General features: G+C 66.7%; 19 protein-coding genes and 1 riboswitch. Of the genes, 6 read left to right on the top strand and 13 right to left on the bottom strand.

All coding sequences use genetic code 11. The features are described 5' to 3' along the window. The first annotated feature begins 98 nt into the window (after positions 1–98). Together A9513_RS00405 and A9513_RS00400 are read left to right on the top strand one after the other, a co-directional pair. Positions 99–1,856, top strand: coding sequence for an amidohydrolase (locus A9513_RS00405; RefSeq protein WP_065083691.1), 1,758 nt, complete (start codon positions 99–101; stop codon positions 1,854–1,856). A gap of 150 nt (positions 1,857–2,006) precedes the next feature. Further along, entirely contained in the window at positions 2,007–2,750 is a 744-nt protein-coding gene (locus A9513_RS00400; RefSeq protein ID WP_024765369.1) for a TorF family putative porin, read from the top strand. Here A9513_RS00400 and A9513_RS00395 read toward each other — a convergent pair. The 12 genes from A9513_RS00395 to A9513_RS00340 all read right to left on the bottom strand — a co-directional run bounded on the left by A9513_RS00395 (position 2,747) and on the right by A9513_RS00340 (position 12,805). Further along, positions 2,747–3,139: a DoxX-like family protein gene (locus tag A9513_RS00395; protein ID WP_024765368.1), complete on the bottom strand. Its 393-nt coding sequence runs from the start codon at positions 3,137–3,139 to the stop codon at positions 2,747–2,749. The genes A9513_RS00400 and A9513_RS00395 overlap by 4 nt on opposite strands. Further along, the gene (locus A9513_RS00390; protein ID WP_065083690.1) at positions 3,132–3,560 is read right to left on the bottom strand and encodes a thiol-disulfide oxidoreductase DCC family protein; all 429 of its coding nucleotides are present in this window, start codon (positions 3,558–3,560) and stop codon (positions 3,132–3,134) included. Before A9513_RS00390 ends, A9513_RS00395 begins: the two co-directional genes overlap by 8 nt. A gap of 69 nt (positions 3,561–3,629) precedes the next feature. Beyond that, entirely contained in the window at positions 3,630–4,085 is a 456-nt protein-coding gene (locus A9513_RS00385; RefSeq protein ID WP_024765366.1) for a DUF3237 domain-containing protein, read from the bottom strand. A 70-nt stretch (positions 4,086–4,155) separates the two neighbouring features. Next, positions 4,156–4,977 (bottom strand): class I SAM-dependent methyltransferase, encoded by an 822-nt coding sequence (locus A9513_RS00380; RefSeq protein ID WP_065083689.1) that lies wholly within the window; start codon positions 4,975–4,977, stop codon positions 4,156–4,158. A gap of 1 nt (position 4,978) precedes the next feature. Next, entirely contained in the window at positions 4,979–5,350 is a 372-nt protein-coding gene (locus tag A9513_RS00375; RefSeq protein WP_037011283.1) for a nuclear transport factor 2 family protein, read from the bottom strand. A gap of 102 nt (positions 5,351–5,452) precedes the next feature. Then, positions 5,453–6,277, bottom strand: a complete 825-nt coding sequence (locus A9513_RS00370; protein WP_065083688.1) for an aldo/keto reductase — start codon at positions 6,275–6,277, stop codon at positions 5,453–5,455. A gap of 102 nt (positions 6,278–6,379) precedes the next feature. After that, positions 6,380–7,474, bottom strand: coding sequence for a D-alanine--D-alanine ligase (gene ddlA / locus A9513_RS00365; RefSeq protein WP_065083687.1), 1,095 nt, complete (start codon positions 7,472–7,474; stop codon positions 6,380–6,382). A gap of 92 nt (positions 7,475–7,566) precedes the next feature. Next, positions 7,567–8,520 (bottom strand): ABC transporter substrate-binding protein, encoded by a 954-nt coding sequence (locus tag A9513_RS00360; protein ID WP_255302808.1) that lies wholly within the window; start codon positions 8,518–8,520, stop codon positions 7,567–7,569. A gap of 47 nt (positions 8,521–8,567) precedes the next feature. After that, positions 8,568–9,272, bottom strand: a complete 705-nt coding sequence (locus A9513_RS00355) for a ferredoxin (protein WP_065083686.1) — start codon at positions 9,270–9,272, stop codon at positions 8,568–8,570. Next, complete coding sequence (locus A9513_RS00350; protein WP_255302809.1) at positions 9,272–11,161, bottom strand: TonB-dependent siderophore receptor; 1,890 nt, start codon at positions 11,159–11,161, stop codon at positions 9,272–9,274. Before A9513_RS00350 ends, A9513_RS00355 begins: the two co-directional genes overlap by 1 nt. A 159-nt stretch (positions 11,162–11,320) precedes the next feature. Continuing rightward, a riboswitch (cobalamin riboswitch) is annotated at positions 11,321–11,528 on the bottom strand. A gap of 59 nt (positions 11,529–11,587) precedes the next feature. Further along, the gene (locus A9513_RS00345) at positions 11,588–12,016 is read right to left on the bottom strand and encodes a VOC family protein (protein WP_024765359.1); all 429 of its coding nucleotides are present in this window, start codon (positions 12,014–12,016) and stop codon (positions 11,588–11,590) included. Between the two features lie 60 nt (positions 12,017–12,076). Continuing rightward, the gene (locus A9513_RS00340) at positions 12,077–12,805 is read right to left on the bottom strand and encodes a bifunctional 2-polyprenyl-6-hydroxyphenol methylase/3-demethylubiquinol 3-O-methyltransferase UbiG (protein ID WP_024765358.1); all 729 of its coding nucleotides are present in this window, start codon (positions 12,803–12,805) and stop codon (positions 12,077–12,079) included. Between the two features lie 165 nt (positions 12,806–12,970). Here A9513_RS00340 and A9513_RS00335 point away from each other — a divergent pair, with 165 nt between their 5' ends. Further along, on the top strand, positions 12,971–13,339 hold the full coding sequence (locus A9513_RS00335; RefSeq protein WP_024765357.1) for a cupin domain-containing protein: 369 nt from the start codon (positions 12,971–12,973) through the stop codon (positions 13,337–13,339). On the opposite strand, the gene A9513_RS00330 is transcribed toward A9513_RS00335, so the two are convergent. After that, complete coding sequence (locus A9513_RS00330) at positions 13,340–14,338, bottom strand: GlxA family transcriptional regulator (RefSeq protein WP_024765356.1); 999 nt, start codon at positions 14,336–14,338, stop codon at positions 13,340–13,342. A gap of 101 nt (positions 14,339–14,439) precedes the next feature. Between A9513_RS00330 and A9513_RS00325 the strand changes: the two genes are divergently transcribed. From A9513_RS00325 to A9513_RS00315, 3 genes are all read left to right on the top strand, one after another. Continuing rightward, positions 14,440–14,988 carry a cysteine hydrolase family protein gene (locus A9513_RS00325; RefSeq protein WP_024765355.1) on the top strand — a complete coding sequence of 183 codons (549 nt, stop codon included), beginning with the start codon at positions 14,440–14,442 and terminating at the stop codon, positions 14,986–14,988. 165 nt (positions 14,989–15,153) lie between these two features. Continuing rightward, positions 15,154–15,750, top strand: a complete 597-nt coding sequence (locus A9513_RS00320) for a LemA family protein (protein ID WP_024765354.1) — start codon at positions 15,154–15,156, stop codon at positions 15,748–15,750. A gap of 21 nt (positions 15,751–15,771) precedes the next feature. Continuing rightward, positions 15,772–17,682 (top strand): M48 family metallopeptidase, encoded by a 1,911-nt coding sequence (locus tag A9513_RS00315; protein WP_065083685.1) that lies wholly within the window; start codon positions 15,772–15,774, stop codon positions 17,680–17,682. Positions 17,683–17,922 lie beyond the last annotated feature (240 nt).

Raw genomic sequence — 17,922 nt, 5'->3', positions numbered from 1 at the left:
CACAAGTGTTATGCCCGTTAGCGACTTCCGCGGCACACGCCACGCCATTAGCCTGCGCTGCAGACCAACAATAATCCATCGAAAAGCAGAGGAAAGTCATGCACGGCATGCTCAAGGGAGCGCTGGCGCTCGCCATCGCACTCGGTACTTTTGAAGCACAGGCACAGAACGCGGACCTGATCCTGTACAACGCCAAGGTCTTCACCGCCGAACCTGGCCAGCCGCTGCAGCAAGCCATCGCAGTCGCCGGCGGCAAGGTACTGCAGGTGGGCTCCAACGAGGACATCCGCAAGCTCGCCGGCAGTGGCAGCAAGCAGGTCGACCTGGGCGGCAAAGTGTTGATGCCCGGATTCATCGACAGCCACTCGCACTCCATCTTCGGCGGCCTGGAGCTGATCTCCGCCAGCCTGCAGGATGAGCAGATGGACCTCGATGCCTTCGAGAAACGCCTCAAGCAGGACCGCGACAGCGGCAAGGCCAAGGTGCACGACACCGTGGTGATGAACGGCATGAACTCCACCTACTGGTCCCAGGCCGACGGCCTGGCCAAGCGCTTCAACCAGGGCGAGTGGAAGGACACCCCGGTGGTGCTGATCGGCAGCGACCACCACACCGCCTGGGCCAACGCCGCCATGCTCAAGCGCGCCGGGCTGGATGCCAAGCGCGTGCGCGGCCTGAGCCCGCTGGAGCAGCAGAACGTCGCCCACGACAAGGACTTCAACCCCAGCGGCTTCCTGGTCGACTCCGGTTTCGACCTGGTGGCCGCCGCCATGCCGGTGCCCGACGCCGCCACCATGGACCGTGCCGGTGTCGCGGCCGTCAAGTACAACAACAGTCTGGGCATCACGGCCTGGATGGACCCGGCCGCCAACGGCACGCCCGGCGAGGCGCTGTTCGCCATCAAGCCCACCGAGAAGACCGTCGGCGTGCTGCCGGTCTATCGCGACCTGGCCCGCGACGGCCAGCTCACCGCCCACGTTGCCGCACTGCAGGTGGTGAACCCGAGAAGTACGCCGGCCGATCTGGACGTGATCGAGAAGGTCCGCCAGCAGTTCCAGGGCATCCCCAACCTGACGCTGCCGGGCATCAAGGTCTTCGCCGATGGCGTGATCGAGTTCCCGGCGCAGTCCGCCGCGCTGCTGGAGGACTACAAGAACAGCCACAAGCCGGGCGAACTGCTGATCGATCCGAAGCACTTCGGCGAACTGGTCAGCGCTGCCGACGCACGCGGCTGGCTGGTGCACATCCACGCCATCGGCGACCGCGCGGTGCGCGAATCGCTGAACGGATTCGCCCAGGCGCGCAAGGACCGGCAGAGCGGCGTGACCCACTCGATCACCCACCTGCAACTGGTCAACCCCAAGGACTTCCCGCGCTTCAAGGAGCTCGGCGTCATTGCCTCGATGCAGCTCGACTGGGCCGCCGCCGAACCCTACACCGTGGAGCTGGTGAAGCCCTACATCGCCGATGAGACCTACCGCTACATGTATCCGGCCAAGTCCCTTCTGGACAATGGCGCCACCATCGCCGGCGCCAGCGACTGGCCGGTCTCCACGCCGGACCCGCTGAAAGCCATCTACCAGGCCGTGACCCGCAAGGGCGAGGAAGGCGTACTCAACGCCGCCGAGCGCGTGGACCGCCAGACCATGTTCTACGCCTACACCCGCAATGCCGCGCAGACGATCGGCCTGAGCGACAAGATCGGCACCCTGGCGGCCGGCAAGCAGGCCGACATGGTGGTGCTCGACCGTGACGTGTTCACCGTTCCGGACCAGCAACTGGACGAAGCCCGCGTGCTGCACACCCTGTTCGAAGGCCGCGAAGTCTACCGCGCCGACGATCAACCGGCTCTCTGAGCCGGGCTCCTGCGCCGGGGTCTGAACAGCCCCGGCGCCTTGCCCGCCAGCCCTGCCCTCCCTTAACGCTACCCGGCATAGCCGGGAAGGCGGGTGCTGCGCGGGATTTTTCATCTGCCCACAGACAATCACAACAAAGGGACTTCCCGCATGAATCGCCCCCATTGGCTGGCCGGCGCGCTGCTCGCCTGCGCGCCGCTCACCTCCGCCCTGGCCGTCGAGCTGGGCCACGACTTCAACCTGCAGATCGACACCGCGCTGGTCAGCGACTACCGCACCCGTGGCATCTCGCAGACCCAGGGCGACCCGGCCCTGCAGGTCGGCGCCACCCTGCAGCATGCCTCCGGCGCCTACCTGGGCGTATGGAGCTCCAACGTCGATTTCGGCGGTGGCCTGAAGACCCGTCAGGAAATCGACTACTACGGTGGCTGGTACTGGCAGGCCGACGAAAACATCGCCCTGGACCTGGGCTATATCAAGTACGCCTACCCCAAGGAAAGCCAGTTCAACCAGAGCGATACCTACGCCATCCTCCACGCCTACGGCATCGAGGTCGGCGCCTACTACGGCAACGATTACCCGACCTACTTCGGCGAGGACCAGGCCAACCTCTACACCTACCTGGCCTACAACGCCGAGCTGCCGGAGGAGTTCAAGCTGCGCGTGCGCTACGGCCGCAACGACGCCAAGGACCCGCTCTATCTTTCCGGCGACGGCAGTACCCGCGACACCTACCACGAGTGGGAAGCCAAGTTGAGCCATGAATGGGTGGGCTTCGACTGGGCGGTGAGCTACATCGACACCGACCTGTCGCAGAACGAATGCCGGACCCAGTTCGGCTTCGGCGACGCCTGCACCGCAACGGTAGTGGCCAGCGTTTCCCGAAGCTTCTAACGCAGCGGTGGCGGACGGGGCGGCGTGGCGTCCCGTTCGCCCAGCAGGGCGATGGCGCACAAGGCCAGCGCGGCGACGTTGGTGGAGACCGGATTGAAGGCGCCCAGCAGCAGTTCCGGGGCGAACAGCGCCACATCCACCAGCAGGCCCAGCAGCGCAGCCGCCGCCAGCCATAGCGGCCAGCGGCTGCGGCGCAGCAGCAGGATGGCCAGGGCCAGGACGATCTCGGCGGCGCCCGCGACCTCGGCAATACGCTGGGTGGAGAGCGGCCAGCCGTGGGCCTCGATCATCCGCACTTCGTCCGGGCTGAGGAACAGCAGCTTGGGCACCAGGCCGTGGTAGAGGAACACCAGGCCCAGCGCCAGGCGCGCGATGGCCGCGCTAGTCATTGCCGAGGAATCGCCCGCGGTACTGCGGCGAGGGCACCAGGCACTGCTCTTCGCGGCCAAACAGGCGATAGCGGTTGAGGGCGATACGGTCGTAGCACCAGTCGCGCAGTGGCCGTGGAATCAGCCAGAGCACCCGCAGCCAGTTCCACGGCGCCGGCAGTTGGCCGATCACCCGCAGGAAGGCGTCGCTGCGCTCGAAGCCTTCGCGTCCCTCGACGTAGAGCATGGTGTCGAAGTACTCGGTGGGCAGGCCGAACCAGTCGAGGATCGCCTGCCCCTCGGCGGACTGCACGCTGCACAGCTTTACCCGGCGCTCGCGGTCGTGCTGCAGGAGGAAGCGGCTCCAGCCGTTGCACAGGCGGCAGGCACCGTCGAACAGCACCACTTTATCGTCGGGCTGCATGTTGGGAGGCAGAGCCATGGGGTCGTCTCCAGATCCCTGATGCCTCAACTGTGCCCTCCGCGTGTGACAAGTCCTGCTCTTCATCGCTCATCCATTGGCGAGGGAGTACAAACGGTATTCGACCCAGCCCGGCCCCAGCCGGCCCTCACCCACCGCCAACTGGTGGTTGAGCCAGCGGTAGCGGTCGTCGCCGACCTCGAAACGCGGCTGGATCATGAAATAGGTGTCGCCGAACTCGGTACTGTCGCCCCGCGAGACTGCGTGGATGATCTTCGGGTTGGCCACCAGCAGTCCGTTGTGCTGCATCAGGATACGCGCGCCGTCGTCGGTGCGCAGCACCAGGCGCACTTCCAGGTGCCAGCCGCCGTCGCCATCCACCAGGATCCAGTCGCCGCCACCGGGCAGCACTTCGCCGCTCAGGCGCTGGCCCTTGAAAGTGCCGCCGCCGGCCGCCGAGATCAGCCGCTGGCCCTGGGGCACGCGGCCGATTTCCAGCGGCACGCTGGCCTTCACGTTCATCTCCATCAACGGCTCGAGCTTCATCGCAGCGCTCCTGCGCAAGGTCGTCGTAGACGCATCAGTAAAGCAGCCGCAAGCCCGCGCGGCCATCCGCCTAGGACGGCGTGGCGAAGCGATAGCGCAGCAGCCGGCCCATGCGACGCATCGCCGGAATGGCCAGGGTGATCTCGTAGAGCAGGCGCATGCCCAGGGGCAGCCGGGCGATCTGCTCGCGGTCGTAGGCGGCGATGGCATCGACGAACTGCAGGGCCGAGACCTGCTGCTCCAGCTCCCGGGGCTCGTCGATCCCCCAGTGCAGCACGGCGCCGGTACGGCGGATCATCGGGTTCCACTGCAGCAGGCGAATGCCCAGGCGGCTGTAGCCATCGAGTACCAGTTCGCCCTGATGGAAGTGCGCCACCAGGGCGCGCAGCAGCCAGGGAACCTTGTCCGCCTCCACGTAGGGCAGCGCGCCTTCGGAAAGCATCAGCACCGGCCGCCCTGTCGGAATCACGCGCCACCAGTCCGGTGTGGTCAGCGCGCTGGCCAGCAGGTGGCAGTTCTCCCGCGCGGGGTACAGGCGCTCGCGCAGCGCGATCACTTCCGGGAAGTCCACCTCGAACCATTGCACGGTGGACGGCGGGTCGATGCGGAAGATCCGACTGTCCAGCCCGCACCCCAGCTGCAGCACCACGCAGGCCGGATGCCGCGCCAGGAAGTCGCGTACCCAGTCGTCGAACAGCTTGGCCCGCAGGGCAATCCCCACCTGCTCCGCGCGGCCGATGCGCAGGCGGGCGAAGTCATAGTTGATCTGCTCCACGGCGCGGCGCGAGAGGTGGTCGCGCAGCAGACTGTCGGGCAGCTCGCTCTCCTTCGCCTTGGCGTAGAGGGTGATCAGCAAAGTTTCCGGCGTACCGCGCAGGCCGATGCGTTCCACGTCACTCGTGCAGGTAGTAGAGCTTGTTGACGATCTGCCAGCCGTTGCCGACCTGCAGCAGCGACAGGTAGTCGGTGAAGTGCATGCCCATGAACTCGTCGGTGACCTTGGCCACTGCGCTATCACCGGTTATGTCCAGGGACTTCAGCTCCCACGCCGGCGGCGCACCTTCGGCAGGCGGCGATTCGGCCTTGATGGCGCCGATGAACTCGTCCAGCGAGGCCCACTCCAGCGCGCCGTGGTAGTTGCCGATGATCTTGCAGGAAGGATGGAAGGCCTGGCGCAGCCGGGCCTCGTCACCGAAAGTCATGCCCTCGACGTAATCGGTCAGTACCCGATTGATGGCGGCGCCGTCCGCCGTGTAGTTGCTCATCGCTGTTGCCCTCCCAGGCCATCTTGGCCATGGAGGAAGGCTAGCACCCTGCCCCGGCCGCGCCCTGGGGGGCGACGATCGGGGCCGGTGCGTGGTGCGGAGTCAGACCACCGCGAGGTGCTGCTTGCGGTTCGGCGGCGGGAAGGCGGCGTCGAGGGCGTCGAGGTCTTCGGGCGTCAGCCGCAATTGCAGCGCGGCGGCATTGTCGCGCACATGCAGCGGCTCGACCGCCTTGGGAATGGCGATCACTCCCGGCTGCCGGATCAGCCAGGCCAGGGCGACGCGGGCCGGGGTGGCGTCGTGGCGGCCGGCGATATCCGCCAGTACCCGATCGCGCAGCAGGCGACCGCCCTGGCCAACCGGGCAGTAAGCCATCAGCGGCATGCGTTCTTCCTGGCACCAGGGCAGCAGGTCCCACTCGATACCGCGCTCCTCCAGGCTGAACTGCACCTGGTTGGTGGCGCAGGCCGGCTCGTTCAGCTCCTGCATATCGTCGAGGTCGAAATTGGAGACGCCCCAGCGCTTGATCTTGCCCGCCTCGCGCAACCGCTCGAAGGCATCCACGGTTTCATCCAGCGGGTACTGGCCGCGCCAGTGCAACAGGTAGAGGTCCAGGCAATCGGTACCCAGGCGCCGCAGGCTGCGTTCGCAGGCCTCGGGGATGCCACGCCGGCTGGCGTTGTGCGGGTAGACCTTGCTGACCAGGAAGACCCGCTCGCGCAGCCCGGCAATAGCCTCGCCAACCACCTCCTCCGAACCGCCCTCGGCGTACATCTCGGCGGTGTCGATCAGGGTCAGGCCCCGCTCGATACCTTCGCGCAGGGCGGCGACCTCGCGCTTGCGCTGGAAGCTGTCCTCGCCCATGCGCCAGGTACCCTGGCCGATGGCGGGTACGGCGGTGCCGTCGGCGAATACCACAGTGTTCATCTCGTGCTCCTTCTGACGGTTCGTTACGGGACACGGGGCCGGCCGCCCGAAACCGGGCGACGGGCACTCAGGGTAGCGCAGAAGCAGCTGGCGGGGCGTGGATCAGCGATTGGTCTGCAGGTTGCGCCGTGCGGCGTGGCGCTCGATGGCCAGGTCGATCAGGCGGCTGACCAGCTCGCTGTAGGTCATCCCGGCGGCCTGCCAGAGCTTGGGATACATGCTGATGCGGGTGAAACCGGGCAGCGAGTTGAGCTCGTTGACCAGCACCTCGCCACTGTCGGTGAGGAACACGTCGACCCGTGCCAGCCCGGAGCATTCCAGGGCGATAAAGGCGTCTACCGCGAGCTGGCGGATACGCTCGCCGGCCTCGGCCGGAATATCCGCCGGCACCACGACCTTGGCCGCATCCTCGTCGATGTACTTGCTGTCGTAGGAGTAGAAGCCGCTGCCGACGACGATCTCGCCGCAGCCGCTGGCGATCGGCTGCTCGTTGCCCAGCACCGCGCACTCGATCTCGCGGCCCTTGACGGCGGCCTCGACCAGCACCTTGTCATCGAAGGCCAGCGCCAGGCGCACGGCTTCGTCGTACGCGGCCTCGTCCTCGACCTTGCTGACGCCCACCGACGAGCCCATGTTCGCCGGCTTGATGAACAGCGGCAGGCCGAGCTTGCGCTGCGCCTCGGCAAACGGCGTGCGGGCGGCATTCGCGCGGGTCAGCGTGAGGAACGGCGTGATGGCGATGCCGGCGTCGCGCAGCAGGCGCTTGCTCACGTCCTTGTCCATGCAGATGGCCGAGCCCAGCACGTCGGAGCCGACGAAGGGAATATCGGCCATGCGCAGCAGGCCCTGCAGGCAGCCGTCCTCGCCCAGGGTGCCGTGAACGATGGGGAAGATCACGTCGACGTGATCGAGCAGTTGGCGGCTGCCGGTTTCCACCAGTTGCCGCTCGGCCTTGCCCGGCACCACGGCCAGCTCGCGATTGGAACGGTTCAGCGCAATGAGGGCCGGGTTTTCCTGGTTGAGCAGGTAGTCGGAGGCATCGTTGAGGTGCCAGCGGCCTTCCTTGTCGATACCGATCAGCACCGGTTCGAAGCGCTCGCGGTCCAGCGCGTCGACGATGTTCTTCGCCGATTGCAGCGACACCTCGTGCTCCGCCGAACGCCCACCGAAAATCACTCCAACGCGCAACTTGCCCATGACAACCTCCCAAGGATCGATGGGCGCTTTCTAACACGGGCTCCCGCGCTTGGGTAGGAACAGTGAGCGGCGAACAGACAGGACGCTTGCGTTCAAAACCGGCGCAGCGCCTGCGCCAGTTCGCGAGCCGCCTGGCCGCTGTGCACGCCAGGGAACAGATGAGTGAACGGCAAGGCCACGAAGCGCCCTTCGCGCACGGCGCGCAGTCGCGACAGCACCGGGTCGGCACGCAGCGTTTTCTTTTTCTGCTCGGCCGTGGACCACAGCGCATCGGCCAGCAGGATCACGTCCGGATCGCGTGCCAGCAGTTGTTCGGTGTTGGCGGTGAAGCTGCCCAGGTCGACATCCTCGAACAGGTTGTGCGCCCCGGCGGCATGCAGCAGCTGTGTAATGACTCCGCGCCGGCCCTGGCTCTCCAGTCCGTTGCTGGCGCTGTCGAGATAGAAGACGTTCAGCGGCTTGTGGTGGGCAAAGAGGCGGCGGGCTTCGGCCAGCTCGGCGCGTTGCTGGCGAATCAGTTCCTGCGCCCGCTCCTGCTCGCCAAGAATTTCGCCCAAGGTCGTCAGGTCCGTCTCGACACCGACGAACAGATCATCCGTCCACACCCCGCACCCAGCATCCAACAGGTAGCTGCCGACACCCTGGCCGGCCAGTTCTGCGCGGGACAGGTTGCCCAACCGGAAGGCCGAGGCGAAGCCGGCCACCACCAGGTCCGGCTTCAGCGCGTAGACCGCTTCCGCCGCCGGGTACTGGCGCGCCAGCAGCGGCACGCCGCGATAGCGGCCGCCACTCAGGTTGAGGTCGTCATCGATGTAGGCCACGCCGATCAATCGCGACCCGGCGCCCAACGCCAGCAGCAGGTCGGCAGCGTGCTGGTTGAGGGCGAGGATGCGTTGCGGAGGGTGATCGATGTGCCAGTCCTGCGCGCAGTTGCGGTAGTCCTGGGCAGTGGCCGTCGCCATGCCCTGCAGCAACGCCACCCCGAGCGCCAATGCCAATGTGTAGGAGCGAGCTTGCTCGCGAACCAAACCGGGCACCGATGACATCAAGCGCTTCGCGAGCAAGCTCGCCCCCACAAAGAGCCATGCCGGCCTCATGCTTCGTCATCCACGCGCAAATCCGCCACCGGCACGCCATCGCGCAGGTGCTCGGTCACCACCCGACAAACCTGCTCATCACTGCGCAGGCCGTACCAGACGCGCTCGGGGTAGACCGTCAGCACCGGCCCGCGATTGCAGGGGAACTGGCAACCGGTGCGGGTCAGCAAGGCGCCCTTGGCGTTCTCGTAGAGGTCGTGGCGAATCAGTTCGCGACGCAGGGTCTTCCACAACGGCAACGCGCCCCGGCGCACGCAGCGCGGCCCCGCGCAGAGGAACAGGTGATGACGATGCAGCGGCGGCGCGGACCAGTCGGGCTGCGACGGCACCGCACCGACACCCCGGCATTCCAGCTGCTGCGCCGGATCGTCGATCGCCGCCAGCACCGCACCGACATCGAGCCCACGCCGGCCCAGCGCCGATGCCGTGATGCTCGGCACCGGCGCCTGCGGAAACTCATCCGCCAGTACCGCCAGTTCGGCGCGCACCCAGTCGAGGTAGGCGCCGTCGGCGGCGGGCTCCAGGTCGACCAGCAACAACGACGCGGCATCGGCAAGCTGCGCGCGCGCTCGGGCCCAGAGCAGGTCGAAGCCCTCGCTGGTGTCGATGCTCTCGACACCCGCCAGACGCGCCGACACCTCGCGGTGCAGGCGCTCGCCCTGGGCGCCGGCCAGCGGGCCGACCAGCAGGATGGCCCTCATCAGAAGCTGAAGGTGTAGCGCAGCTCGGCGGTGCGCGGCCGGCCGAGGTTGTCCACCTGGCGGATGCCGTTGCTGGTGCGGCCGGTGGCGTAGTCGCGGTCCAGCAGGTTCTCCAGCAGCAGGCTCAGACGATGCGCGCGGGCCGCGTCGAGGTAGCGATAGGCATCGCCGTCGAGCACGGTGTAGTGGCCGTAGTCGTCGTCCTGGGCGCTGACGATGGAGCCCACGTAGCGTGTGGCGAGGCCAGCGCCCCAGAGGTTGTCGTCATAGCCGGCTCGCACGCGGGCGAAGAAGTGCGGGATGTTGTTCACCGTCACGCCCTTGCGGCTGTCCACCAGGTTGCGCGTGGCGTCGGCGGAGAGCTGCCAATGGCGGCCGAACTGCCACTGGCCGTTGGCTTCCACGCCGCGCACTTCGATCTCGCCGTTGCCGTTCACCCACTGATCGCCCGCGAGGGTGATCAGGTCGGTGATCTCGCGGCGGAACAGGGTGACGCTGCCGCTCCACGGCTGGTCGAACAGCTCGCCGGTGTAATCCAGGCCCAGTTCGGCGTTGCGACTGCGCTCGGGCTTGAGGTCACGGTTGCCGACTTCGTCGCCCGGCTCATTGACGAACAGTTGCTCGGCGGTGGGCAACTTGAAGGCCGTGCCGAACTGGCCGCGCAGCTTGAGTTGCTGGGTTAGGTCATAGAGCGAGGTCAGCATCCACACCGTGGCGCCTTCGCCGCCGGAGATTTCCTCGCGGCGCACGCCCAGGCTCGGGTGCCAGTCGGGCAGCGCGTCGATGCGCGGGCGCAGCTGGGCGTACAGCGCATGGGACTCGGCCTTGTCGTTGTCGATGATCAGCACATCGTCCTGGCCCTTGTACCACTGGTTGTCGCTCCCGAAGACCAGCTCGTGACCGCCACCGAACCTGGCCTTGCCTTCGAGCTGCGCCCCCCAGTCGGTAAAGCCCCAGTAGTCATTGTGATTGAGCACCTGGGTGCCGCCGCCCTGCAGGTTGTAGACGCGGTCGTAGCGGGTATCCCAGTCGTTGATGTGGGTCTTGGCGAACCAGCTGAAGTCGTCGTTGACGCTCTGCTGGAAGGTCGCCGTGGCGATCTGTTGCACGCGGTTGTTGCTGGTGTGATGGTTCGATGTCGGTCGGGCGAAGTCCAGCTCGGCGTCGGCGTACTGGTAGAACAGCTCCAGCCGCGAGGCATCGCCGATGGCCTGGATGGCCTTGGCGCCGAACACGTTGACGTCGTAGGAGCGGCGCTTGTCGCTGACGGTGTCGGTCATGTCGCGGTCGCGGTACGGCTGGTAGCCGTCGGAGCGGTTGTGGCTGACGTAGGCCATCAGGCCGAGGTCGCCCAGGCCGTTCTGCACGATTTTCTCCGCGCGGGCATCGCCGCTGCGGCCCTTGAACGTATCCAGGCCCAGGTTGACCTCGCCGGACGCCTCGCGCGAACGCGCGCTGCGGGTGACGATATTGATCACCCCGGACACCGCCTGGGTGCCGAACAGCAGGCCCTGGCCGCCCTTGAGCACCTCGATGCGCTCCACCGCGGTGGTCGGCAGGGTATCGATGTAGATGCCGCCGTAGAGGCGATTGTTCAGGCGCACGCCGTCCAGCAGGATCAGCGTGTCGTCGTTGCGCCCGCCCAGCAGCGAGTAGGTGCCGTAGTCGAACGGGCCGTTCTTCGGCGCGACGAACAGGCCGGGCACGTACATCTGCAGCACGCGGGTGATGTCGGCGCTGGGGCCGGCGCGCTCGATCTGCTCGCGGTCGATGACCTCCAGCTTGCTGCCGCAGCGCGCCATGTCGGCCACCGTGGTGGACTCCACGGAAGGAGCACTGACGATTTCATCGGCCAGGTCGAGGGGCGCCGCCACAAGCTGCGAACTCAGGGCGCAGAGGGAGAGAACGGGAGTCCAGCGCAAGGTGCGCCGGGAGATGGAAGCAGGAGAATGCAAGGTGATCGCCTCGAAATCGGGATTTCGCAGGCGGCGCAGCGACACCCGGAACGAGCGCGCCCCGGGAACCGGCTCACGCCCGCCCACCGCGGGTTTGCCAAACAGGTTCCAGGCCGGTCTCCGGGCTTGCGAGGGTCCTGGGGCATCCGCCTTCCCATGCTTGCGCACAGTGGCTTAGTGGATGCTCCGCTCGCTTACCGTTGCGGGGGCAGCGCCGGACTGATCGCACGAAGGCGACGCACCGGCTTCCCGTTTCACCCCACGCACGGCGGCGGGGGGCACCTGAAACGGGGCGCATATCAACACTTGCGATGGGAAAGCGTCAAGCCCGGGGCTTGCGCAGGATGTTGCAGGGCGAAGTCAGTGCCAGGGATCGTAGGTGCCGAAGCTCCAGATATGCCCTTCCGGATCACGGCAGGTGAAGCCCTGGCCGCCGTAGTCTTCGTCCTTGATGTCGATGACGATCTGCGCGCCGCCATCCACCGCTGCGCGGTACAGCGCTTCGGCGTCCTTCACCACCACGTAGATGCTCTGGGTACAGCCGCCGATCTCGTCGGGCTGGCGCATCAGGCGGCCGTACTCGTTGTCGTGCAACGAGCCGAGCATCACCAGGCCGCTGCCGTCGGCCAGTGCCAGCTGCGCGTGGGCGATTCCGCCGTGGTCATCGGCAACGACCAGTTGCCGCTGGAAGCCGAAGGTGGCACACAGCCAGTCGATGGCCTGGGGGGCATCGCGGTAGCGCAGGCAGGGAATGACGCTGGGGCGGACGACGGAGGCGGGCTGGGACATGGCGATCTCCGGGGCAGGACGGGCGCAATGCTCTGAGCATAGTCGCCCGTTTTTCGCTCTTCAGCGCTGCGCGGCGACCAGCAGCAACATCGGCCGCTCGCGTTCTTCGGCCAGTGCCGGATTGGCCTGCACCTGCCCGGCGCTCGGGCCCCAGTCCTCGACGTGGCGCAACGTCAGCCCCGCGCCGATGACCGCATTCAGGATGCTGCCCAGGGTGCGGTGCTGCTTGATCACTCCCTTAGCGAGCCAGTCGGTGCGGCGCTCGCCTTCGTCCTGGTAGTGATCCACCGGCCAGCAGCGGCGGCCATCGCCATCGACGACCCAGCCCGGCTTGAGCGAGGCCATGTAGATCGGGTGTTCGATGGAGAACACCAGGCTGCCGCCGGGGCGCAGCGCATCGTGTACGTTGCGGAAGAAATGCGGCAGGTCTGCGAGGTAATGCAGGGTCAGCGAGCTGTAGGCGAGGTCGAAGGCCGCGGTGGGCAGTTCGAGTTGGTCGAGGTCGGCATGGAAGTAGCTCACCTGCGCGGCGTCGGTGTTCGCCCGTGCGTGGTCGAGCATCTTCTGCGACACGTCCAGCCCGCTCACCGTGCGCGCGCCCTGCTCCGCGGCGTAACGGCTGAACCAGCCATAACCGCAACCGAGGTCGACCACGTCCAAGCCTTCCAGCGGCGGCAACAGCGAACGCAGCGAAGCCCACTCCGGCGCGCCGTCCAGGCCGTGCTGCGAACGTGGCAGCTGGGCGTAGCCCGCGAAGAATTCGGGATTGTCGTAGATGTTCTGCGCCATGGATCGGCACTCCTTTCTGACGGACCAAGGATCGATTGTCTGCGCCAGGGACGGGGCCGGCAACCCGATGAGGTCAATGCAGGGGTGATCGAAGCGCAATTTCCTGCAAGACCGCCCGCCGGGCCCGCCGTAATTTCGGGAGAAAGATCCCCAGGAGGAAACACCGTGACCCAACGCCAACCGATCAACCTGCAGGACAAGCTCGGCCGCATTACCGAAACCTGGCAACCGCGGGTGATCGCCGAGATGAACGACTACCAGTTCAAGGTGGTGAAGTTGCACGGCGACTTCGTCTGGCACAGCCACGCAGACACCGACGAAACCTTCATCGTGCTCGACGGCGAACTGCGCATCGACTTCCGTGACGGCCCGCTGACCCTGCGCGCCGGCGAGCTTTACGTGGTACCGCGCGGCGTGGAGCACAAGCCGTATGCCGAGCGGGAAGTGCAGGTGATGCTGATCGAGCCGCGCGGCGTGCTGAATACCGGGGATCAGGGCGGCGAGCGGACGGCGGAGAATGATCGGTGGATTTGATCAGCTCTTGACGGGCACTACCGCCGCTTTTGCCCCAAAGCGCTTGCGGTAATCACTCGGCGCCATCCCGGTGATCTTGCGGAAGGTGCTGCGGAACGAGCCCGGATCGAGGTAGCCGACCGTATAGGCGATGTGGTCCACCGTGCCGTTGGTGAACTCCAGCAGCTCCCGCGCCTTGCCCACGCGCAGGTGCTGGCAGTACTCGGTGGGCTTGAGCCCGGTGGCAGCGCGGAAGCGGCGCAGGAAGGTGCGCTCTTCCAGCCCGGCCTGGGCGGCCATGGCGGCGAGGCTGACGTCCACCGCCCCATTGCCCTGCAGCCAGTGCTGGACCTTGAGGATCGCGGCGTCGCCATGCCCCAGCAGCGGCGCGAAGTTGCTGCCGCATTGCTGGGCGCTGTCGCTGTGCTCCACCACCATGAAGCGTGCGGTGCGGCTGGCGATGCTCGGGCCGAGCAGGCGGTCGACGATGCGCAGGCCGAGCTCCGACCAGGCCATCAGCCCGGCGGAGGTGATCAGGTCGCCATCGTCGACCATGGGCTTGTGCGGCTCCAGGCGTACGCGCGGGAAACGCTTGGCAAAGGCTTCGGCACCGCTCCAGTGAGCGGTGGCGCTACGGCCGTCGAGCAGCCCGGCTTCGGCTACCAGCAGCCCGCCGATGCAAACCGAGCCGACGATGGCGCCCTCGCCATGGCGCGCAGCAAGCCAGTCGGTGAGGTTGCGCAGCGGCGCGGCGTCGGGCAGGCCGAACAGTGACGGCGGCACCAGCACCGCGACCAGGCGGCTGTCCGCGCCGGGATGCGTATCGAAGACACGATGCGGTTCGCTGCCGGCCTCCCCGCACCAATGGCTGACGCGCAGTGCCGGCAGCTGAGCGCCGGCCTCGTCGCCGGCGATGCGCTCCGCCACCGCGAAGAGATCGGTCAACCCGTGCAGCGCCGCCGTCTGCACACCGGGATAGAGCAGCAAGCCGATCTCGACGACGCTCCGTTCCACAGCCATTGTCAGTTTTCCCCTGGTTATTGTCGTTCCACCTGATCCCCGCTCGGCGAGCGGCGAACCATACTGGTCCCACTTCCTCACCACTCAAAAGGAATTCGGAAATGGCCAAGCAAGCGCTCATCCTAGTGGATATCCAGAACGACTACTTCCCCTCCGGCAAGTGGCCGCTGGTCGGCATCGAGCCGGCCGCCGACCAGGCCGCCAAGGTGCTCGCCGCCTTCCGCGAGCGCGGTGACCTGGTGGTGCACGTACGCCACGAGTTCGAAAGCGCCGACGCCCCGTTCTTCGCCCCCGGCAGCGACGGCGCGAAAATCCACGCCAAGGTCGCCAACCTGCCCGGCGAGCCGGTGGTCCTGAAGCATTTCGTCAACTCGTTCCGCGACACCGACCTCAAGGCCATCCTCGACCAGCACGGCGTCGACTCCGTGGTCGTTGTCGGTCACATGAGCCACATGTGCGTGGACGGCGTGGTGCGTGCCGCCGCCGATTTCGGCTACACGGTAACCGTGCTGCACGACGCCTGCGCCACGCTGGACCTGGAGTTCAACGGCGTGAAGGTGCCGGCCGCCCAGGTCCATGCCGCCTACATGGCCTCGTTTGCCTTCGCCTACGCCGAAGTGCTGTCCGGCGCCGAGTATCTGAACCGCTGATTTACAGGGCTCGGCAAAAGGGCCTCCATGGAGGCCCTTTTTTCGTTTCGCAACACGCCGCAATACGGCCGATGCACTGCCGAAGCAAGACGTGAGAAGTTGCCCAACATTCAGCTGGCTTTCCGCTATTATCGACGCTCGATCGCCTGCCGATAAGGACATCCCATGAGCGTTTCCTCGATCATTACCCTCGCCATCATCGCTGGCGTGATCTTCCTGCTGATCAGTGTGTTCAACCGTCTGGTGGCGCTGCGCAACCGCTACCAGAACGCCTTCGCGCAGATCGAGGTGCAACTCAAGCGCCGCTACGACCTGATCCCCAACCTGGTGGAAACCGCCAAGGCCTACCTCAAGCACGAGCGCGAAACCCTCGAAGCTGTGATCGCTGCGCGCAACGCTGCCGTGGCCGGCCTGAAGGCCGCGTCCGAGCAACCGGGCGACGCCGGCCGCATGGCGCAACTGGCCGCCGCCGAGAATGCCCTGGGTGGCGCGATGGGTCGCCTGAACGTGACCCTGGAAGCCTACCCGGACCTCAAGGCCTCGCAGAACCTGCAGCAGGTCAGCGAGGAACTGTCGAGCACCGAGAACAAGGTCGCCTTCGCCCGCCAGGCGTACAACGACTCGGTGATGGAGTACAACACCTACCGCCAGTCCTTCCCCGCCAACGTCCTGGCCGCCACCTACGGCCACAGCAAGGACGCCAGCCTGCTCGAGTTCGAGGACAGCAAGGCAATCCAGGCCGCGCCGAAAGTCGCCTTCTAAAACCTCGGCGCAGGACGCGCGATGAACTTCTTCGAACACCAGGACCGCGCCCGCAAGCAGACCGGGCGCCTGGTCCTGCTGCTGACTATCGCCGTGGTGTGCCTGGTGACCATCACCAGCCTGGCGCTGGGCTGGCTCTGGCGTCACCTCGGCGAGCCTGCTCTGCACCTGACCTCGCGCGCCTCCCTGCCCGATCCGGAGCTGTACCTGTCGGTGGCCGCCGTGATCGTCGGCGTGGTCGTCCTCGGCGCGCTGTACAAGCAGGTGCAGTTGAGTGCGGGCGGCAAGGTCGTGGCCGAGAGCCTCGGCGGCCGCCTGCTCAACCTCAGCGCCAGCAATGCTGACGAGCGTCGGTTGCTGAACGTGGTCGAGGAAATGGCCCTGGCCTCCGGCTCGCCGGTGCCGCCGGTGTATGTGCTGGAAGACGGCTCGATCAACGCCTTCGCCGCCGGCCTGACACCCCGCGACGCGGTGATCGGCATTACCCGCGGCGCCATCGAGCAGCTCGACCGCAATGAACTGCAGGGCGTGATCGCCCACGAGTTCAGCCACATCCACCACGGCGACATGCTGCTCAACACCCGGCTGACCGCCCTGCTCCACGGCATGCTCCTGCTTGGCCTGATCGGCGGCATGCTGCTGCGCGGCTGGAGCGAGACCAGCACTGGCGTGCGCATCAGCAGCCGGAGCAGCAGCAACGACAAGAACGGCGGCGGCAGCGTGGTGCTGCTGGTGATCGGCGCCGGCGTGGTGCTTTACGTACTCGGCTATGTCGGCACCTTCTTCGGGCAGTTGATCAAGGCCTCGGTCAGCCGCCAGCGCGAGTTCCTGGCCGACGCCTCGGCCGTGCAGTTCACCCGTGATCCCTCGACTATCGCCGGTGCGCTCAAGAAGATCGGTGGCAACCCGCTGGGCGCCCTGCTCAGCGCCCCGCGCGCGGCAGAATTCAGCCATATGTACTTCGGCGATGGCGTGGGCAGCAGCTGGTTCGACACCCACCCGCCGCTGAAGGACCGTATTCGCCGCGTCGATCCGGGCTGGGACGGAAACTACCCGAAATTCGAACCACGCCTAGACGTGGCGCTGATGAACAAGCAAGCCTGGACCTCCGCCGTCACCGGCCAGCCGTACCAGCCCAGCGCCGTGGACGTGGCAGTGGCCGCCGTCGGCGCACCCACCATCGCGCATCTGCAGGAAGCCCGCAGCACCCTGCAACGCCTGGACGAGCGCCTGCAGCGCGCCGCCCATGACAGCGAAGGCGCCGAAGCGCTGGTCTACGGCCTGCTGCTGGATAGCGACCCCGGCCTGCGGGCGCGCCAGCTGGAAGCGATCAAGCAACGCCTGAACCTCAGCCTGGCGCTGCAACTGGACCTGCTGGAGGAGTCGCTGCTACGACTCGATCCGGGCCAGCGCCTGCCCCTGCTCGACCTGGCCATGCCGGCGCTCAAGCAACTGGACGCCAAGGCCTTCCTCGCCCTGCGCGAGAACATGGCGCTACTGATCAAGCTGGACGGCAAGGTCAAGCTGCTGGAATGGACGCTGCTGCGCATCATCGAGCGCAACCTGCGGCCGGGCAGCGGCAAGATCGGCAACGTGGCACTGGCGGACCTGTCCGAAGCCTGCGCAACGCTGCTGGCCTTCCTCGCCCGCGTTGGCGAAACCAGCGACCTGCAGACCGAGCAGGCGTTCGCCGATGCCTGGAGCGGCCTGCCCTTCGCCCCCCGGCCGCTGCCGGGCGCCGCCAGCCTGCGCGAGCTGGAGACCGCACTGAAGCAGCTGGAACAACTGCGCCCGCTGCAGAAGCCGCAACTGCTCAAGGCGCTGGCGCGCTGCATCGAGCACGACGGGCGCATCACCGCTGGCGAAGCGGAGCTGATGCGCGCGGTGGCGGATATCCTGGATTGCCCGATGCCACCGTTGCTGGCGACCTGAAGCGCCCTCAATCCAATCTGTAGGAACGAGCTTGCTCGCGAAACCGATTCCGCAGCGAAGTCCGTTCGCGAGCAAGCTCGCTCCTACATAAAAGCCCCTCGCTCTGGTTCTGGTTCTGGCTTTAAAGGATTTCCAGAGAAACATCCGCACGCTCCGGAATGCCCCTTTCAGGAGGCCTCGTTGAAGCGGAGTTTCAGGGGTTGAGCGACATGGATGTCGCGAGAGCCACGATGGGCCAGG

It is taken from the genome of Pseudomonas sp. AU12215 (genome assembly GCF_001675465.2).
Lineage (GTDB): Bacteria > Pseudomonadota > Gammaproteobacteria > Pseudomonadales > Pseudomonadaceae > Pseudomonas > Pseudomonas nitroreducens.
Note: the sequence above shows the minus strand (reverse complement) of the source record. Positions and strands in the feature narration are given on the sequence as shown.

Coding starts and splice junctions, on each gene's coding strand:
- A9513_RS00325 (WP_024765355.1), top strand. CDS start 14,440: ATGGCCAAGCAAGCGCTCATCCTAGTGGATATCCAGAACGACTACTTC.
- A9513_RS00375 (WP_037011283.1), bottom strand. CDS start 5,350: ATGAGCAACTACACGGCGGACGGCGCCGCCATCAATCGGGTACTGACC.
- A9513_RS00385 (WP_024765366.1), bottom strand. CDS start 4,085: ATGAAGCTCGAGCCGTTGATGGAGATGAACGTGAAGGCCAGCGTGCCG.
- A9513_RS00360 (WP_255302808.1), bottom strand. CDS start 8,520: ATGTCATCGGTGCCCGGTTTGGTTCGCGAGCAAGCTCGCTCCTACACA.
- ddlA (WP_065083687.1), bottom strand. CDS start 7,474: ATGGGCAAGTTGCGCGTTGGAGTGATTTTCGGTGGGCGTTCGGCGGAG.
- A9513_RS00315 (WP_065083685.1), top strand. CDS start 15,772: ATGAACTTCTTCGAACACCAGGACCGCGCCCGCAAGCAGACCGGGCGC.
- A9513_RS00330 (WP_024765356.1), bottom strand. CDS start 14,338: ATGGCTGTGGAACGGAGCGTCGTCGAGATCGGCTTGCTGCTCTATCCC.
- A9513_RS00340 (WP_024765358.1), bottom strand. CDS start 12,805: ATGGCGCAGAACATCTACGACAATCCCGAATTCTTCGCGGGCTACGCC.
- A9513_RS00355 (WP_065083686.1), bottom strand. CDS start 9,272: ATGAGGGCCATCCTGCTGGTCGGCCCGCTGGCCGGCGCCCAGGGCGAG.
- A9513_RS00400 (WP_024765369.1), top strand. CDS start 2,007: ATGAATCGCCCCCATTGGCTGGCCGGCGCGCTGCTCGCCTGCGCGCCG.
- A9513_RS00320 (WP_024765354.1), top strand. CDS start 15,154: ATGAGCGTTTCCTCGATCATTACCCTCGCCATCATCGCTGGCGTGATC.
- A9513_RS00405 (WP_065083691.1), top strand. CDS start 99: ATGCACGGCATGCTCAAGGGAGCGCTGGCGCTCGCCATCGCACTCGGT.
- A9513_RS00395 (WP_024765368.1), bottom strand. CDS start 3,139: ATGACTAGCGCGGCCATCGCGCGCCTGGCGCTGGGCCTGGTGTTCCTC.
- A9513_RS00390 (WP_065083690.1), bottom strand. CDS start 3,560: ATGGCTCTGCCTCCCAACATGCAGCCCGACGATAAAGTGGTGCTGTTC.
- A9513_RS00345 (WP_024765359.1), bottom strand. CDS start 12,016: ATGTCCCAGCCCGCCTCCGTCGTCCGCCCCAGCGTCATTCCCTGCCTG.
- A9513_RS00370 (WP_065083688.1), bottom strand. CDS start 6,277: ATGAACACTGTGGTATTCGCCGACGGCACCGCCGTACCCGCCATCGGC.